The following is a 16,429-nucleotide window of genomic DNA, read 5'->3' as shown; positions in this document are numbered from 1 at the left end:
GAAGTCGGGGCCCCCACAATAGTGGGTGTTCCGGTCACCGGGCGGGTGCCGCCGACCTGGATCGCGGGTGAGCGGGAACTCGGCTTGCTGACGGTTTTCCCGAATGTCATTCTGGAATTGGTGCCGAGCGTCCTGGCCACTCGTCGTCGCGGAGGATGCATGACCGACCACCCGATCATCGACAAAGAAGCGCTTCGCCTGAAATATCGGGAAGAGCGTGACAAGCGGCTGCGTCCTGACGGCAACGACCAGTACCTCCGCCTCACCGGCCGCTTCGCGCACTACCTCGACGACCCCTACACCCCGCTCACCGAGCGCCCACCGAAGTCCGACCACGTGACGGTCGCCGTCATCGGCGGCGGCTTCGCCGGGCTCGTCACCGGCGCGCGGCTGAAGGAGGCCGGCGTCGGGAACGTGCGCGTCGTCGAGAAGGGCGGCGACTTCGGCGGCACGTGGTACTGGAACCGCTACCCGGGCGCGCAGTGCGACACGGCCTCGTACGTCTACATGCCGCTGCTCGAGGAGACCGGGCACATGCCGACGGAGAAGTACGCCCACGCGCCCGAGATCCTCGACCACTGCCGCCGCATCGGCGAACACTTCGGCCTGTACGACAACGCCCTCCTGCACACCGAGGTCACGAACCTCGAATGGGACGAGTCCCGCTCCCGCTGGCGCATCAGCACGAACCGGGGCGACCACTTCACCGCCCAGTTCGTCACCATGGGCATCGGCCCGCTGCACGTGCCCAAACTCCCCGGCATCCCGGGCATCCAGACGTTCCGCGGGCACGCGTTCCACACGAGCCGCTGGGACTACGCCTACACCGGCGGCGACCCGTCGGGCGCGCCCCTGGACCGGCTGGCCGGCAAGCGCGTGGCCGTCATCGGCACCGGCGCGACGGCCGTACAGTGCGTGCCGCACCTCGCGCCGGCCTGCAAGGCGCTGTACGTCTTCCAGCGCACCCCCTCGTCGGTGGACGTACGGGACAACCGGCCGACCGACCCGCAATGGTTCGCCCAGGTCGCGACCCCCGGCTGGCAGCGGCGTTGGCTGGAGAACTTCACCGCCAACCAGACCGGCGCGCTGGCCGACGAGGACCTGGTCATGGACGGCTGGACCGATCTGGCCCGCCGCGTGCGCTCGCGCATCCAGGCGCTCCCGCCCGAGGAGCGTACGACCGAGAACATGCTGGCCGCCTTCGAGGACTCCGACTTCGAGAAGATGGAGGAGATCCGCGCCCGCGTCGACGCCGTCGTCACCGACAAGGAGACCGCGGGCAAGCTCAAGGCGTGGTACCGCCAGCTCTGCAAGCGCCCGTGCTTCCACGACGAATACCTGCAGGCCTTCAACCTTCCCGGCACCCACCTCGTCGACACCGACGGCAAGGGCGTGGAACGCATCACGGAGAAGGGCGTCGTGGCCGCGGGCCGGGAGTACGACGTCGACTGCGTCATCTACGCCTCCGGCTTCGAGGTGGGCACCGACTACACCCGCCGCGCCGGCTACGAGGTGACCGGACGCGACGGGGTCAGGTTGTCGGACCACTGGGCGGAGGGCATGCGCACGCTGCACGGCATCCACGCGCACGGCTTCCCCAACGTTTTCCTCGTCCAGCCGACGCAGGGCGCGAACCTCATCTCCAACATCCCGCACAACCTCACGGAGGCGGGCAGGACCATCGCGATCATCGTGCGGCACGCCCTCGACCACGGCTACGGCGAGATCGAGGTCACCAAGGAGGCCGAGGACGCCTGGATCGAGCTGCTGCTGTCGGGCGGCGGCGGGATTCTGGGCTCACCCGACTGCACGCCGGGCTACTACAACAACGAGGGCCAGGACCTCGGGCTGCGCAGCTGGCTCAACGCCGGCTATCCGCACGGGGCCACGGCGTACTTCGGCTACATCGACCGGTGGCGCACGTCCGGAACGTTCGAAGGGCTGGAATTCCGCAACGGCGCGTAGGAGCTGCGAAAGGTACACCCTGGACTATCGCCCTGCCCTCCGCCCCTGGTTACGGTCGTAAGGTGCTCAACAGGACCGCGCTGGAGGCGCTGACCAGGCGCCCGCTGCCCTTCCTCGGGTCGTCATGGCCCTGGCGGAGTGTGGCGTACCTGATGGGCGGCGCCGTCCCCGGCGCGGCCTTCGCGCTGGCCGCCGTCGCCGCGGCGCTCATCGAGCCGCCGCAGGGCTTCGTCGTGGGGGCGGCGGTCGTGGCGGTGGCCGTGCTGCCCGTCGCCTGGTTCGAGCCGCGGAGGTTGCGGCTGGTCGACGACGTGCCCCTTCCCGAGACACGGGACCGGCGTGGGCGTGAGGTGGGGCTCGCCGTCCTGACGTTGCTCGCGATGTGGTGGATCGACCTGCTCATGGTGCTGTTCACCGTGGTGGGCCCGGTGCTGCTCATCCTCACCCCGGCCGTCCAGCCGAACGTGATGCCCGCCGTCGGGGTCGCGGTCAGCGTGGCGGGCGTGCTGCTGCTGCCCGTCGCCGCGTACACGGTCACCGCCTGGGCCGGCGCGCGCGGGGCGATGGCACGGGCGGTCCTCGTGCCGCAGGGGCCGGAGCTGAACGAGGTGCTGAGGTCCCGCGCCCGGCTGGTGGACGCGTTCGAGATGGAACGCCGCAGGATCGAGCGGGACTTGCACGACGGCGCTCAGCAGCGGCTGGTGTCCCTGTCGATGGCACTCGGCCTGGCGAGGCTGGACCTGCCCGAGGACTCGACCACCGGACGGCTGATCGGACAGGCCCACGACGAGGCCAAGCAGGCGCTCGCCGAGCTGCGCGAGCTGATCAGGGGCGTGCACTCGCAGGTGCTCACCGACCGGGGCCTGGCCGCGGCCGTACGGGACGTCGCGGGACGCTCGCCGGTGCCGGTGGACGTCGACGTCGAGCTGCTCGGACGGCTGCCCACCGCTGTGGAGGTCACCGCCTACTACGTCGTCAGCGAGGCCCTCACGAACCTCGCCAGGCACGCCCGCGCGACCAGGGGCGCCGTCACCGGCCGGACGGAACGCGGCACGCTGGTCGTCGAGGTGCGCGACGACGGCGTGGGCGGCGCCGACCCGGCACAGGGGACGGGACTGACCGGCCTGGCCGACCGGCTGGCCGTCGTGGACGGAAGACTGTCGGTGTCCAGCCCGGCAGGAGGGCCGACCCTGGTACGAGTGGAGATCCCGTGCGCATAGTGATCGCCGAGGACGCCGTCCTGCTCAGGGAGGGCCTCGTCGGGCTGCTCGAACGGTTCGGCCACACCGTGGTCGCGGGGGTCGGCGACGCGCCCGCCCTGGAGTCCGCCGTCGCCGAGCACCGCCCCGACGCCGTGGTCACCGACGTGCGCATGCCGCCCGGCTTCAGCGACGAGGGCCTGCGCGCGGCCCTGCGCCTGCGCCGCCTCCGCCCCGACCTCGCGGTGCTGGTGCTCAGCCAGTACGTCGAGCAGACGTACGCCGCCGAACTGCTCGAGTCCGGCGGCGGCGCGGGCGTGGGCTACCTGCTGAAGGACCGAATCGGCGACGTACGCGAGTTCGTCGACGCGCTGGACCGGGTGGCCGCGGGCGGCACGGTCGTCGACCCGGAGGTGGTGCGGCAGCTGCTGAGGCGGCGGCGCGACCCGCTGGGCAGGCTCACCCCGCGCGAGCAGGAAGTGCTCGGCCTGATCGCCGAAGGGCGCTCCAACGCCTCGATCGCGAAGGAACTGGTCGTCACCGACGCGGCCGTGGCCAAGCACATCGCCAACATCTTCGCCAAGCTCGACCTGCCCCCGGCCGCCGACGGTCACCGCAGGGTGCTGGCGGTGCTGGCGTACCTGCGGGGCTGATCAGGTGATGCAGAGCTCGTTGCCCTCGGGGTCGGCGATGGTGATCCACCAGTTGGGGCCCTGGCGGCCGCGGTGCAGCACCTTCGCCCCCTTGCCGGTCAGCCGCTCGACGACCGGCTCGATGTTGTCGGCCCCCACGCGTACGTCGAGGTGCACGCGGTTCTTGACCGTCTTGGCTGCGGGCACGAGCTGGAACAGCACGCGCGGCGCACGTTCGAGCCCGTCGGGGTGCCTGATGGCCGCGCCCGCCTTCCACACCAGCGCGCCGTTGTGCGTGGTGGTGTCGTCCTCGGTGGCGTGACCCTTCTCGATCATGGCGCGGATGAACGCCTCATTCGAGGGCTCCACCTGCCAGCCGAGCGCGTCGGCCCACCAGTCGGCGAGGGGATGCGGGTCGACCGTGTCGATGACGACTTGGAAGTCATATGCCATGAGTCCAATGCTAAAAGTAGGGTTCGTGGGCATGAGCGAGCAGTGGCAGGAGGTGGGGGACCGGGCCTACGTCCGGCGCCACCGGTCGTACGACATGAACGTAGGTCTGGTCGTGGGTGACGGGCACTGCCTGGTGCTGGACACCCGTACGTCCTATCGGGAGGCGGCGGACCTGATCGACGCGATCAGGAGGATCACCCCCGCCCCGTGGACGGTGGTCAACAGCCACTCCCACTTCGACCACTGCTTCGGCAACGCCCTCTTCCGCCCCGCCGAGATCTGGGGCCACGTCAGGTGCGCGGAGGAACTGGAGCTGTACGGCGATCAGCAGCGGGCCGGCGTCATCAAGGGCTCGCCGGAGCTCCGGGACGAACTGGAGGAGCTCACCATCGTGCCCCCGGACCAGACGTTCAGCACGGCGGCCGGGCTCGACATCGGCGGCCGCATGGTGCACCTGCGGCATTTCGGACTCGGGCACAGCAGCAACGACGTCGTCGTACAGGTTCCCGACGCGGGCGTGGTGTTCGCCGGTGACCTGGTGGAGGAGGGGGCACCTCCGGCGTTCAGCGACTCGTACCCGCTCGACTGGCCGGTGACCTTGGGGAAGATGCTGGAGGAGATGCCCGAGCCGGTGATCGTGCCGGGGCACGGCGCGGTGGTCGACCGGGCGTACGCGCTGGCGCAGCGCGAGGAGCTGGCCCTGGTGGCCGAGCTGGCCGAGCAGGCCCACGTGGAGGGGCTGCGCGATTTGATCAGGCGTTTCCCTTATCCGGAGGACGTGACCAGGCAGGCGATCGACCGCGCCTTCATGCAGCTCGACGCGGTCTGAGAGAGCCCGGGGTCGACACGCCGGCGTCGTCACCACCACCGGGCTGCCGCGCAGCCTCTACCACGCCGTCGAGCGGCCTGGCCGGTCTGGACGCCCATACGCGCACGCCCGAGGGCCGGCGGTTCGCCTCGTTCCAGAACACCCGGGTACGGCAGCCGTGAAGAGGCTCACCTAGGCTTCCAGCATGCAATGGGAACCGCTGACACGGGAGGACGCCCGGCCCCTGGCCGAACTCTGGGCCGCCATCGAGGCCGAGGACATGACCGGCGCCGTCTACGGCGTCGACGATGTGGCGGAGCGGCTCGGCTCCCGCCTGCTCGACCTGACCGAGGGCACGCTGGCGGCCAGGGACGGCGACCGGATCGTCGCCTTCGGCTGCCTCCCGGCCCGTCAGTCCGCCGGGGAGACGCACCTGATGCACCTGTGGGGCGGCGTGCACCCGGCCCACCGGAGGCGGGGGCTCGGCCGGCGGGTCATCGACTGGAGCCTGCGCGCGGCGCCCAGGGTGAGCGCGAAGCCCTACCCCGGGCTGCCCGTGGAGATCACGTTCGACGTCTACGACGACCTGCCGGGCACCCGGGCGCTCGCGGAGGGCGCCGGATTCACGGCCGCGCGCTATTTCGCCCGCATGGAGCGGTCCCTGACCGGCGACCTGCCCCCGGTGCGCCCGCCAGAGGGCGTCTCGATCGCCACCTGGTCGCCCGAGCTCGACGACGGAGTGCGCCACGTGCGCAACGAGGCGTTCCGCGACCACTGGGGCAGCGTGCCGCACACCCCCGAGAGCTGGCGGCACTCGATCACCGGCTCCCGCAACTTCGTCCCCGAGGCCACGTTCGTCGCCCTGGCGGGTGAGCGGCCGGTGGGCGGGCTGGTCACCCACTTCTTCGACCGGAAGTACGCGCTGACCGGTGAGCGCCAGGCCTGGATCCAGATCGTCGCCACGCTGAAGGAGTGGCGCGGCAGGGGCGTGGCCGGCACGCTGATCGCCCACGCCCTGTCCGCCTTCGCCGAGCAGGGCTATACCAGCACCGGGCTCGGCGTCGACGCCCACAACCCCACCGGTGCGGTCAGCGTCTACACCGGGTCGGGCTTCGCCGTCACGAGACGCTGCACCAGTTACCTCCGCTCTCTTCCCGCGGCTAGCCAGGAGTCCGGGGAAATTTCGCGATAAATCCGGCATCTTCGTACACCAGGGTGCCGTCGTGCAGGGCGGCGATGTCGCGAGCGATCGAAAGCCCCAGCCCAGCCCCGCCCGCGTCACGGGCGCGGGCCTCGTCCAGCCGGGTGAACCGGTCGAAAACCGCCTCCCGGTGCTCCGGCGGAATGCCGGGCCCATCGTCGGCCACCTCCAGCACCGCCTGCTCGCCCTCCACGCGGACCCCCACCCGCACGGTCGAGGCCGCGTGCCGGACGGCGTTGTCGACCAGGTTGGTCACCAGACGGTCGAGATGCGCGCGTGAGCCCTTCATCACCACGTCGGGCTCGACGTCGAGCTCCACCCGCACGTCGGGCCGCCGCATCGCCCGCAGCGACTCCTCCGCCGCCACCTGCCCCAGATCCAGCTCCGCCGTACGCGGCGGCTCACCCGCGTCCAGCTTGGCCAGCATCAGCAGGTCGGCGGCCAGCGACTGCAGGCGTTCCACGTCGGCCAGCGCCTCCTTGGTGAGCTCGCTCCGCTCGGCCAGCTCCAGCCGGGCGCGCAGGGTGGCGATCGGGCTGCGCAACTCGTGCGCCGCGTCGGCGACGAACCTCTTGTGCGTGCCGACCGCCGTCTCCAGCCGGTCGAGCGTCGCGTTCACCGTGGTGGCCAGCGCGGCGATCTCGTCCTTGGAAGCGGGGACGGGCACCCGCTGGTGCAGATCTCGCGCCGTGATGTCGGCCACCTTCGCCCTGACCGCGGCCACGGGGGCCAGCGCGCGGCCCACCGAGAACCACGTCATCCCCGCCACCACGACCAGCACGGCGGGCACGCCGGGCAGCAGCGCGGCGTACAGCGTGTTCAGGGCGTCCTCGGCGCTCGCCAGGCTGACCCGGGACCACAACATCGCAGGGCCGCCTTCGGTGCGCACCTCGACGCCCGCGACAGCGTACTGGCCGGGCTCGGCCCAGTCGACGGTCGGGGCGGGAGCGACCTTCGCCCTGGTCACCAGGACGTCAGGGTCGGCGATCCCGGCCATCGCGCCGTCGTCGGTGTGGATCAGCTCCCTCGTGCCCTTCGCGGGCGCCCGCTGAATCTCCAGCGGCTCCGCCTTCCGCGCGGGGCGGAACCCGCCCTCCTCCGCCGGCACGACGGACAAGGTCTGCGCGTACGGCACCGCCTCCACGGCCTTCCGGACCGCCGCGGCGTCGGCACTGCGCTCCAGGCTGCCCCGCAGCATCGCCACCAGCCCCAGGGCGACGGCGCCGAGCGCGAGCGCCACCACGAGCGTCGCCGCCGCGGTCGCCCGCAGCCGTACGGACGACAACCCCGAAGCCGACCGCCTCGAACCCTGCCGCCCTGTGGACGTCGGCCCTGTGGACGGCGGTCCCGGGAACGACAACCCTCGGAACGACGGCACCGGGATCGGGAGCCTCAGCCTTCTCATGCCGCCTCCAACCGGTATCCGGCCCCGCGTACCGTCATGAGTGTCGTCCGGCCGAACGGCACGTCGATCTTGCGGCGCAGAGCGCTGATGTAGACCTCGACGATGTTCGGGTCGCCGTCGTAGGTGAAGTCCCACGCCTGGGCCAGCAGTTCGCTCTTGGACACCACCTCGCCGGCCCGCCGCGCCAGCGCGTGCAGCACCGCGAACTCCTTCGGCGTCAAAGAGATCTCCGCCTCTCCCCGGTGGCAGCGCAGCCCCGCCGGGTCGATGACCAGGTCGCCCACGCTGATCGACACGGGCCGCTCCCGCCCGCCCCGCCGTACCAGCGCGCGCAGCCTGGCCAGCAGCACCACGTAGGAGAACGGCTTGGCGAGGTAGTCGTCGGCGCCGTTGTCGAGCGCCTCGGCCTCGTCGTAGATGCCGTCCTTGGCGGTGAGCATCATGATCGGCGTCCAGTCGCCCGCCTCGCGCAGCTTGGAGCAGACGGCGTAGCCGTTCATCCTGGGCAGCATCACGTCGAGCACGATCACGTCGTACGTGTTCTCGGTGGCCATCCAGAGCCCGTCGCGCCCGTCGTGCGCCACGTCCACCGCGAAGCCCTCACCGGCCAGGCCGCCCTTCACCAGGTCGGCCAGCCGCTCCTCGTCCTCCACCAGTAACACTCGCACAGGCACCAGAGTGCCGCAGTGCACCTAAAGCCAACCTGAAGATCGTTTCGGGTCCCTTCAGCGTCGCTTCAGGTACACGCGAGCACTCTCGGATGCGTTCCATCGAACCTCGAGTGAGGAGAACCATGATCAAGCGACGTCTCGCGGTGCTCGCCGCGGTCGCCGGCCTGGCCGTCACGGGTCTGGCCGGCTCGGCCATGGCCGACGAGCCCTCCAGCTTCGCGGATCTCACCGCGGGCACCAAGGTGATCTGCAAGACGAGTGACGGCAAGACCATCGAGGTGGTCAGGGCCATGCCCGCCGAGGGTGCCAAGCCGACCGCTCCTGACCGAGCGACGGCCAGGGTCGAGCGGGCCAAGCCTGCCGAGGTGACGGCCCCGGTCAAGCCCGAGCACAGGGAGACGGTGGAGATTCAGGCATCTGCGAAGGGCGTGAAGCTGCCCGAGGGCGAGGCGCGCCGCGGCGTGCGCGCCGACGCCGACACGTGGAAGCCCGCCCTACCGGCCGACGGGATCATGGTCAGGGCCGGCGAGGGGCCGCACAAGACCGTCAAGATCGAGTGCAAGAAGGCCGAGTGACCAGGTCACACCACTGACGGGGGAACCTCGCACAACGGAAGCGCGCCCCCTGTCGACAGGGGGCGCGCTTCCCAGCGAACTCAGGACATCTCGCGAGATGCCTCGTCCGCCTTGTCGGAGGCCTTCGCGGCCATCCGGTCCGCCGACTCCGCGGCTGTGCTCGCATTCTCATTGACCCAGCGTGACGCATCGCTAGCGGAGTCCTTCATGTGCTCGGTCCACTGCTGGGCGTTGCGGCGGTAGAACATGTAGCCGATCGACCCCACCGTAAGGCCGGTCAGCAGCATGAGCATCGGCCACCGCCGCGACCGTTCGGGCTTGGGATCGATCCTCCTGGCCGCCGTGGTCAGCATGTGGCTGACCTTGGGGGCGAGTTGTTCCTCGACACCGTGTGCCGCGGACTCCAGCCGCGGCGCCGCCCAGTAGCGGGCGTCCTCGATGCGCCGGGCGGTGACCACTTTGGCCTGGTCCGCCATCGGCGCCATACGGTGGCCGGTTCGTACGGCCTGGGCCTTCATCCGGCCCATCCACGTGGCGGGAACCTCCATGACCACGCGGCGTCTTCTCATTGTCAGGGACACGACAACCTCCCCTGTCGTTGGGTGCCCGAGCCTGACCTTCCCTGGACAAGAGGGCTCAATCATGGCCGTCCGTGGGAGGATGGCCCGGGCTGGGCCGTACGGCCTCAGCCCTGAGAACATGACAAACCGACCCTGTACATAGAGGGAGGCAGCTGTCTCGTGGCTGAGAAGCTGATCGCTAACCTGAACACCAATCACGGCACCGTCAAAATAGAGCTCTTTCCCAACAAGGCCCCGAAGACGGTGCGAAACTTCGTCGAGCTCGCGGAGGGCACGCGCGAGTGGACCCACCCGGGCACCGGCGAGAAGAGCACCGGCCGCTTCTACGACGGCACGATCTTCCACCGGGTGATCTCGGGCTTCATGATCCAGGGCGGTGACCCGCTGGGCCAGGGCGTCGGCGGCCCCGGCTACGACTTCGACGACGAGATCCACCCCGAGCTGCTCTTCGACCGCCCCTATCTGCTGGCCATGGCCAACGCGGGCATCCGCTTCGGCAAGGGCACCAACGGCTCGCAGTTCTTCGTCACGGTCCAGGCGCCGCTGCGGCACCTCAACGGCAAGCACACCATCTTCGGCGAGGTCGTCGAGGGCCGGGAGGTGGTCGACGCCATCGCGAAGACCCGCACCGACGGCAACGACCGCCCCGTGGAGGACGTCGTGCTGGAGTCGGTCACCATCGACCGCGTTCCTGCCTGACCTCCGCGCACCAGCACGCTCCGGCGCGTCGAGGCCGTCCGATCGGCGGCGGCCTCGCCGGAGCGCGGGCGCTCGCGGTCACGCGGCATCCCCGCGCAAGCCTTAGGCTTCGGTCATGACCAGCCAGCCGCCGAGCCCGCCCCCGCAGCCCGAGCAGCCCGCTGAGGCGGTGCCCACCTGCTACCGGCACCCCGACAAGGAGACCTGGGTACGCTGCCAGCGGTGCGAGCGTCCCATCTGCCCCGACTGCATGCGTGACGCGGCGGTCGGCTTCCAGTGCCCCGAATGCGTGGCCGAGGGCAACAAGGGCATCCGCCAGGCCAGATCCACCTTCGGCGGCGGCATCGTACGCACGCCGATCGTGACGTACACGATCCTGGTCATCAACGTCGTGGTGTTCGGCGTGCAGTATGTCGCCGGCGGCGCGATCACCGGTGAACTGGCCATGTGGCCCGCAGGCGTCGCCCTGCTCGACGAATATCACCGGCTGATCACCGCCGCGTTCGTGCACAGCGGCGTGTTCCACATCCTGTTCAACTGCTGGGCGCTCTATGTCATCGGCCCCTACCTGGAGCGCGCCTTCGGGCACGCACGCTTCGTCGCCATCTATCTGATCAGCGCGTTCGGCGGCTCGGCGCTCGGCCTCTGGGTCGACCCGATCAACCAGCCCACGGTCGGCGCGTCCGGAGCCATCTTCGGCCTGTTCGGAGCGGTGTTCGTGGTGGGCCGCAAGCTCAGCATGGACGTGCGCGGCATCGCCGTGCTCATCGTGATCAACCTGGTGATCACCTTCGTCTTCCCCAACATCAGCTGGACAGGACACATCGGCGGGCTGATCACGGGCGCGCTGCTGGCGGGGGCGCTGGCCTACGCCCCCAAGAACAACAGGACCCTGTGGCAGGTGCTGGCGATCGGCGGAGCGCTGATCCTGCTGGCGGTGCTCATAGTGGTCAGGGTGTCGGCCATCCTGGCCATGAGCTGAGCTTCCCCAGGCTGTGGAAAAGACTGTGGAAAGAACTAACGCCAGCGGGTGGAAAGCACCACACCGAAGATGATGAAAACAAACCCGATCAGCAGATTCCAGTTCTGGAGGTCGCCGATGAAGGGGGTCTGCGGCGCGACGTAATAAACGGCGATCCACAGGATGCCGACGATCCACGCCGTGACCATGGTGGGCGCGAGCCAGCGGGGGCTGACCTTGACCTGCTGGGACCTCTGCGGCGGGGTGTAAACCGCCTTCTTGCGAGCCTTCGACTTGGGCACTGGGTAACTCCTGCTGAGGGCCTGGGCTTCCGGATCGTCCACAGGCCTTTCGGTAAGCGTAGTTCAAGCGCGGTAGTGCGAGCGTGCCAAGGATAGTCGCCACGCGCATGACATGGCGATCCCCGGAGCCCGCATCGTCCAGGAATACCCTGATCGCATGCGGGCCATGCTCCGGGCCGTGGGGGAGACGAGCATCACCGCGGGCCTCATCCTCATGCTGTTCTGCGCCTACCTCCTCTGGGGCACCGGCGCCTACACCCAGCAGCAGCAACTGCTGCTCCAGAGCGAGCTGGCGGCCGACAGGGCGGCACGGGAGCGCCTGAGTGCGGTCAGGCCCGGCGAGGCCCTCGCCGTGCTGCGCATCCCCGCGCTGGGCCGCGACTACGAGTACGCCATCGTCGAAGGCGTCGGCACCGCCCACCTGAAACGCGGCCCTGGCCACTACCCCGACAGCGCCCTTCCCGGCCAGGTCGGCAACTTCGTGTTGTCGGGACACCGCACGACGTACGCGGCCCCGTTCAACGAGATCGACGAGCTCGAACGCGAGGACGAGATCGTCGTGGAGACCCGCGAGGCCCGCTACACCTACCGCGTCACCTCCCAGGACATCGTGCGACCCGACGAGGTGGACGTGCTCGCCCCCGTGCCCGGCAAACCCGGCATCCGCCCCGTACGCGCCTTCATCACCCTGACCACGTGCCACCCCGAGTACTCGGCCGCCGAGCGCCTCATCGTGTACGGCGTGCTCAAGGAGAGCGAACCTCGAGAGGAGTGACATGTACGCCTGGCTCTGGCGCAAGCTGCCCGGCACCACGCGCACCAGGGTGCTGACGGCCCTGGCGCTGGTCGCCGCGGCCGTGGCCGTACTCTGGTGGGTGGTGTTCCCGCTCTTCGAGCCCGTGGTGACGCTGGACGAGGTGACCGTCAGGAAATGATCCGTGTGCTGGTGGTGGACAACCACGACAGCTTCGTCCACACCATCGTTCAGTACCTGCGCGAGCTGGGGGCCGACTGCGACGTGCGGTCGCGTGACGACGTGGCCGTGCGAGACGCCGACGGCTTCGACGGCGTGCTCGTCAGCCCCGGGCCCGGCACGCCAGAGGCGGCTGGTGTGAGCGTCCCTCTGGTCCACCACGCGGTCGTGCGCAAGCTGCCGCTGCTCGGCGTCTGCCTCGGCCACCAGGCCATCGCCATCGCCCACGGCGCCACCGTGGCCCGCGCTCCCGACCTCTTCCACGGGCAGACCAGCGCCGTCGTCCACGACGGCGAGGGCGTGTTCGAGACGCTGCCCTCCCCCGTGCGGATGACCCGCTACCACTCGCTCGCCGTGCTGCCCGGCACGGTGCCCGACGTGCTCGACGTGACCGCCCGCACCCGCGACGGCGTCATCATGGGCCTGCGCCACCGCCGGGCGCCCGTCGAAGGCATCCAGTTCCATCCCGAGTCCGTGTTGTCGGAGCACGGTCACCGGCTGCTCGGCAATTGGCTGCGCCGGATCGTGTAACAAACCTCTCCTGCCGGACGACAGACAAGTGAGCGTCCCCGCCGTTGCCCCCGAGCGGCGGGGGCGCTTTTGTGTCCGCGCGACATGACGAAGGGCCGCCCACCCCGAGGGGATGGACGGCCCTGTCACGTGCGAGCCTCAGCCGAGGCCGCCGTCGCCGATCGGGTTGTCGTCGGCCGGCGGCTCGTCCTCCGTCGGGAAATCTTCCGTCGGTTCCTCGTCCGGCGGGAATTCGTCCGTGGGGAACTCATCGCTCGGCGGCGGCTCCGTGGCGGTGTCGCCGGGACCGGTGGACACCACGATCGTGATCGTCGTGTCCTGCGGCAGCTTGGTGCCCTCGCCGGGGTTCTGCTGGATGACCGTGCCCGCGGGCTGCTCGTTGGGCTGCTCGGAGACCTTGACCTTGAACCCGGAGCTCTTGATCTGGGAACTCGCGTCCTCCTGGGTGAGCCCGATCACGCTGGGCACCTCGGCCAGTTCCTTCGGCACGAAGAGGGTGACGGTGCCGCCCTTCTCCAGCGACTCGCCCGCCTTCGGCCTGGTGTCGATGACCGTGCCCTGCTCCTTGGCGGAGTTTCTGGCCTTGACCGTGCCGCGCAGCCCCGCCGACTCCAGGGCCGCCATGGCGTCCGCCTGCGGCATGCCGATGAGGTTGGCCGGCACCTTGACCCGCTCGGTGCCCTTCGACACGAACAGCTTGACGCTGGCGCCCTTGTCGACCTTGGCGCCGGCGGGGGGCTCCGTCTTGATGACGGTGCCCTTCTCGACGTCGGAGCTGAACTCCTGCGTCACCTGGACGCTGAGCCCCAGGCGCTTGAGCTGTTGCTCGGCGTACGTGCCCTTCTGCGTGGTCAGCTCGGGGATCGCGATCTGCGTGTCGGCCGGTGTGTCCTTGGAGCCGAACACCAGGTAGCCGGCCGTGATGAACCCACCGATGATCAGCAGCGGGATCACGATCCACATCGCGGTCTTGACCGCGTTGCCGCCACCGCCGCCGGCAGCCCTGCGCCGGCCGCCCCGGCCGCCGCCGTCGCCCTCGTCATATTCGTAGGGCGGGATCGCGCCGCTGCGCTGCGTGGCCGGCCCGCCGGATGTCTGGGGCGCGGTCATCATGCGCGTGCCCTGGCCGTAGTCGCCGGTCATCGCCATCGTCTGGGCGTCGACCGGCATGCCGGACATCGCCCGCTGGATGTCGGCCCGCATCTCGCCCGCGCTCTGGTAGCGGTGCGCCGGGTCCTTCGCCATGGCCTTCAGCACGATGGCGTCGGCCCACGGGGGGATCTCGCGGTCGATCTGGGAGGGCGGGATCGGCTCCTCGCGCACGTGCTGGTAGGCGATCGCGACAGGCGAGTCGCCGGTGAACGGCGGCTGGCCCGTCAGCAGCTCGTAGAGCACGCAGCCGGTGGAGTAGATGTCGCTGCGGGCGTCGACCCGCTCGCCCCGCGCCTGCTCGGGCGACAGGTATTGGGCGGTGCCGATCACCTGCGCCGTCTGCGTCATGGTGGCGGCGGAGTCGGCCATGGCCCGCGCGATGCCGAAGTCCATCACCTTGACGTCGCCGGCCCGCGTGATCATCACGTTGGCCGGCTTGATGTCGCGGTGCACGATGCCGCCGCGATGGCTGTAGTCGAGGGCCCTGAGGATGCCGTCGACCAGCTCGACCGCGCGCTCGGGCAGCAACCGCCGATCCTGGCGCAGCAGGTCGCGCAGAGTCCGGCCGTCGACGTACTCCATCACGATGTACGGCACGGGGGTGCCGTCGGTGACGTCTTCGCCGGTGTCGTAGACGGCGACCACGGCAGGGTGGTTGAGTGAGGCCGCAGACTGCGCCTCGCGGCGGAACCGGGCCTGGAACGTGTGGTCGCGAGCCAGGTCGGACCGGAGCGTTTTGATCGCGACTATGCGGTCCAGCCGGATGTCTCGGGCGCGATACACCTCGGCCATGCCGCCGCGCCCGACGACACCGTCGAGCTCGTAACGACCTCCGAGTAGCCGAGGCTGAGTCATTTCCTGCACTGTCCCTTACCGTTCATCTTGGGTACCGGCCTGCTCGGGGGGCCGCCGGTGTCCATCATCGACCCCATTGCGCGTCACGTCTGCTCCTTGGGCGGGTTTGTCTCACCCGGGTCCGGCGAGGCGGTGGGTGTCGGGGTAGTCGGTGTGGTGGTGGGCGTAGGGGTCGGTGTGGGCGTAGGGGTCCGCGTCGTCCGTGTGGGTGTCGGTCTTGGCGTCGGCTTCTTGCTGGGTGTTGCCGACTTGCTTACCGTAGCCGACCGAGAGGGTATAGGCCGTTGCGACTTCACCGGAAGCGCCGGAGGCCGCTTGGTGCGCTTCTTCTTCGCGGGTGGGGTCCGCTGGGGCGTCAGCGGCGGCGACTCGCTCGGCTCGGCCACCTCGGGCGTCGGCGGGGGCGGCTGGCGGTTGGCGAAGGTGACGGCGCTGAGCCCGACCGCGGCCACGCAGCCCGCCGTGGCCACCACGGCCAGCGTCCGCGCGCCCTTGCGGCGCCTGCGGGCCGGCGGGCCGTGCGGCTCGGTGGCCGTGGCGATGCGGTCGGTCGCCTGCTGGTCCTCCGGCGACGACTCCGGCGACGACTCGCGTACGCGGAAGCCGCCCGGGTCGGTGAGCATGCTGAGGTCGGCGCCGGACCGGGCGCCGGCCAGCGACTCGCGCAGCACGTGGGCCCGGTCGGCCAGTTCGAGCGCCGTGGCCGGGCGCTGCCCCGGCTCCTTCGCCAGCAGCGCCATGACCAGCTCGCGCACCTGCGACGGGACGTCCACGCCGAGCGGCGGCGGCGGCTCGTTGAGGTGCTGCAGGGCGATCGCCACCTGGGTGTCGCCGCGGAACGGCGTGCGCCCCGCCAGGCACTCGTAGGCCACCACGCCGAGGGAGTAGAGGTCGGTGGAGGGCGTGAGCGGGAAACCCTGCGCCTGCTCGGGGCTGACGTACTGGGCCGTGCCCAGCACCGTGCCCGTCTGCGTCACCGGCGCCGCCTCCAGGGCCCGCGCGATGCCGAAGTCGGTCACCTTGATGGTGCCCTCGGGCGTGACCAGCAGGTTGCCCGGCTTGATGTCGCGGTGGATGATCCCGGAGGAGTGGGCGGCGTGCAGGGCCCGGGCCGTCTGGTGCACGACGTCGAGCGCCACCTCGGCCCCGAGCGCGCCGTTGCGCGCCAGGATGGCCGACAGCGGCTCGCCCTGCACCAGCTCCATCACCAGATAGGCGAGGTCGTTCTCCTCGCCGTAGTCGAAGATCTGCGCCACCCCGGGATCGGCCAGCGCCGCGGTGAGCCTCGCCTCGTTGCGGAAACGCTCGCGGAAGGTGGGGTCCGCGTGGATGTGGCTGCGCAGGATCTTCACCGCCACCTCGCGCCCGAGCAACTCGTCACGGGCACGCCAGACCTCTCCCATACCGCCGGTGGCGATGCGGGAGATCAGGAGGTAGCGGTTACGGAGCCGCATGGTCCAGCAGGT

General features: G+C 70.3%; 18 protein-coding genes. 11 read left to right on the top strand and 7 right to left on the bottom strand.

Annotation, left to right across the window (positions count from 1 at the left end; genetic code table 11):
* Window positions 1-159 precede the first annotated feature (159 nt).
* From E1267_RS00575 to E1267_RS00565, 3 genes are all read left to right on the top strand, one after another.
* Complete coding sequence (locus E1267_RS00575; protein ID WP_132328494.1) at window positions 160-1,965, top strand: flavin-containing monooxygenase; 1,806 nt, start codon at window positions 160-162, stop codon at window positions 1,963-1,965.
* A gap of 62 nt (window positions 1,966-2,027) precedes the next feature.
* Entirely contained in the window at window positions 2,028-3,185 is a 1,158-nt protein-coding gene (locus tag E1267_RS00570; protein ID WP_165959404.1) for a sensor histidine kinase, read from the top strand.
* Window positions 3,176-3,817, top strand: coding sequence for a response regulator transcription factor (locus tag E1267_RS00565; protein WP_165959403.1), 642 nt, complete (start codon window positions 3,176-3,178; stop codon window positions 3,815-3,817). Before E1267_RS00570 ends, E1267_RS00565 begins: the two co-directional genes overlap by 10 nt.
* On the opposite strand, the gene E1267_RS00560 is transcribed toward E1267_RS00565, so the two are convergent.
* On the bottom strand, window positions 3,818-4,249 hold the full coding sequence (locus E1267_RS00560) for a VOC family protein (protein WP_132328492.1): 432 nt from the start codon (window positions 4,247-4,249) through the stop codon (window positions 3,818-3,820).
* Between the two features lie 31 nt (window positions 4,250-4,280).
* On the opposite strand from E1267_RS00560, the gene E1267_RS00555 reads away from it, so the two are divergent.
* Both E1267_RS00555 and E1267_RS00550 read left to right on the top strand, forming a co-directional pair.
* Complete coding sequence (locus E1267_RS00555; protein ID WP_165959402.1) at window positions 4,281-5,078, top strand: MBL fold metallo-hydrolase; 798 nt, start codon at window positions 4,281-4,283, stop codon at window positions 5,076-5,078.
* A 184-nt stretch (window positions 5,079-5,262) separates the two neighbouring features.
* Window positions 5,263-6,249, top strand: coding sequence for a GNAT family N-acetyltransferase (locus E1267_RS00550; protein ID WP_132328489.1), 987 nt, complete (start codon window positions 5,263-5,265; stop codon window positions 6,247-6,249).
* On the opposite strand, the gene E1267_RS00545 is transcribed toward E1267_RS00550, so the two are convergent.
* Both E1267_RS00545 and E1267_RS00540 read right to left on the bottom strand, forming a co-directional pair.
* Window positions 6,218-7,663: a sensor histidine kinase gene (locus E1267_RS00545; RefSeq protein ID WP_132328487.1), complete on the bottom strand. Its 1,446-nt coding sequence runs from the start codon at window positions 7,661-7,663 to the stop codon at window positions 6,218-6,220. The genes E1267_RS00550 and E1267_RS00545 overlap by 32 nt on opposite strands.
* Entirely contained in the window at window positions 7,660-8,331 is a 672-nt protein-coding gene (locus tag E1267_RS00540) for a response regulator transcription factor (protein ID WP_132328485.1), read from the bottom strand. The genes E1267_RS00545 and E1267_RS00540 overlap by 4 nt, the downstream gene beginning before the upstream one ends.
* A 125-nt stretch (window positions 8,332-8,456) precedes the next feature.
* Between E1267_RS00540 and E1267_RS00535 the strand changes: the two genes are divergently transcribed.
* Window positions 8,457-8,909, top strand: coding sequence for a hypothetical protein (locus E1267_RS00535; protein WP_132328483.1), 453 nt, complete (start codon window positions 8,457-8,459; stop codon window positions 8,907-8,909).
* A gap of 80 nt (window positions 8,910-8,989) precedes the next feature.
* Here E1267_RS00535 and E1267_RS00530 read toward each other — a convergent pair whose 3' ends face one another.
* Window positions 8,990-9,478: a YtxH domain-containing protein gene (locus E1267_RS00530; protein ID WP_132328481.1), complete on the bottom strand. Its 489-nt coding sequence runs from the start codon at window positions 9,476-9,478 to the stop codon at window positions 8,990-8,992.
* Window positions 9,479-9,649: 171 nt separating this feature from the next.
* On the opposite strand from E1267_RS00530, the gene E1267_RS00525 reads away from it, so the two are divergent.
* On the top strand, window positions 9,650-10,189 hold the full coding sequence (locus E1267_RS00525) for a peptidylprolyl isomerase (protein ID WP_132328479.1): 540 nt from the start codon (window positions 9,650-9,652) through the stop codon (window positions 10,187-10,189).
* A gap of 115 nt (window positions 10,190-10,304) precedes the next feature.
* Complete coding sequence (locus tag E1267_RS00520) at window positions 10,305-11,171, top strand: rhomboid family intramembrane serine protease (RefSeq protein ID WP_165959401.1); 867 nt, start codon at window positions 10,305-10,307, stop codon at window positions 11,169-11,171.
* 35 nt (window positions 11,172-11,206) lie between these two features.
* Here the strand turns inward: E1267_RS00520 and E1267_RS00515 are convergent, their stop codons facing one another.
* Window positions 11,207-11,452, bottom strand: coding sequence for a cell division protein CrgA (locus E1267_RS00515; RefSeq protein WP_132328477.1), 246 nt, complete (start codon window positions 11,450-11,452; stop codon window positions 11,207-11,209).
* A gap of 157 nt (window positions 11,453-11,609) precedes the next feature.
* Between E1267_RS00515 and E1267_RS00510 the strand changes: the two genes are divergently transcribed.
* Genes E1267_RS00510 through E1267_RS00505 form a run of 3 tightly spaced genes read left to right on the top strand, consistent with a single transcriptional unit; the run spans window position 11,610 to window position 12,956 of the window.
* On the top strand, window positions 11,610-12,227 hold the full coding sequence (locus E1267_RS00510; RefSeq protein WP_132328475.1) for a class E sortase: 618 nt from the start codon (window positions 11,610-11,612) through the stop codon (window positions 12,225-12,227).
* Between the two features lies 1 nt (window position 12,228).
* Window positions 12,229-12,387, top strand: a complete 159-nt coding sequence (locus E1267_RS43965; protein WP_165959400.1) for a hypothetical protein — start codon at window positions 12,229-12,231, stop codon at window positions 12,385-12,387.
* Window positions 12,384-12,956, top strand: coding sequence for a glutamine amidotransferase-related protein (locus E1267_RS00505; RefSeq protein ID WP_132328473.1), 573 nt, complete (start codon window positions 12,384-12,386; stop codon window positions 12,954-12,956). The genes E1267_RS43965 and E1267_RS00505 overlap by 4 nt, the downstream gene beginning before the upstream one ends.
* Window positions 12,957-13,094: 138 nt before the next feature.
* On the opposite strand, the gene pknB is transcribed toward E1267_RS00505, so the two are convergent.
* Entirely contained in the window at window positions 13,095-14,963 is a 1,869-nt protein-coding gene (pknB, locus tag E1267_RS00500) for a Stk1 family PASTA domain-containing Ser/Thr kinase (protein ID WP_132328471.1), read from the bottom strand.
* 83 nt (window positions 14,964-15,046) lie between these two features.
* Window positions 15,047-16,417 carry a protein kinase domain-containing protein gene (locus E1267_RS00495; protein ID WP_132328469.1) on the bottom strand — a complete coding sequence of 457 codons (1,371 nt, stop codon included), beginning with the start codon at window positions 16,415-16,417 and terminating at the stop codon, window positions 15,047-15,049.
* Window positions 16,418-16,429: the final 12 nt, after the last annotated feature.

It is taken from the genome of Nonomuraea longispora (genome assembly GCF_004348345.1).
Classification (GTDB): domain Bacteria; phylum Actinomycetota; class Actinomycetes; order Streptosporangiales; family Streptosporangiaceae; genus Nonomuraea; species Nonomuraea longispora.
This window is presented reverse-complemented; position numbering and strand designations above follow the sequence as displayed.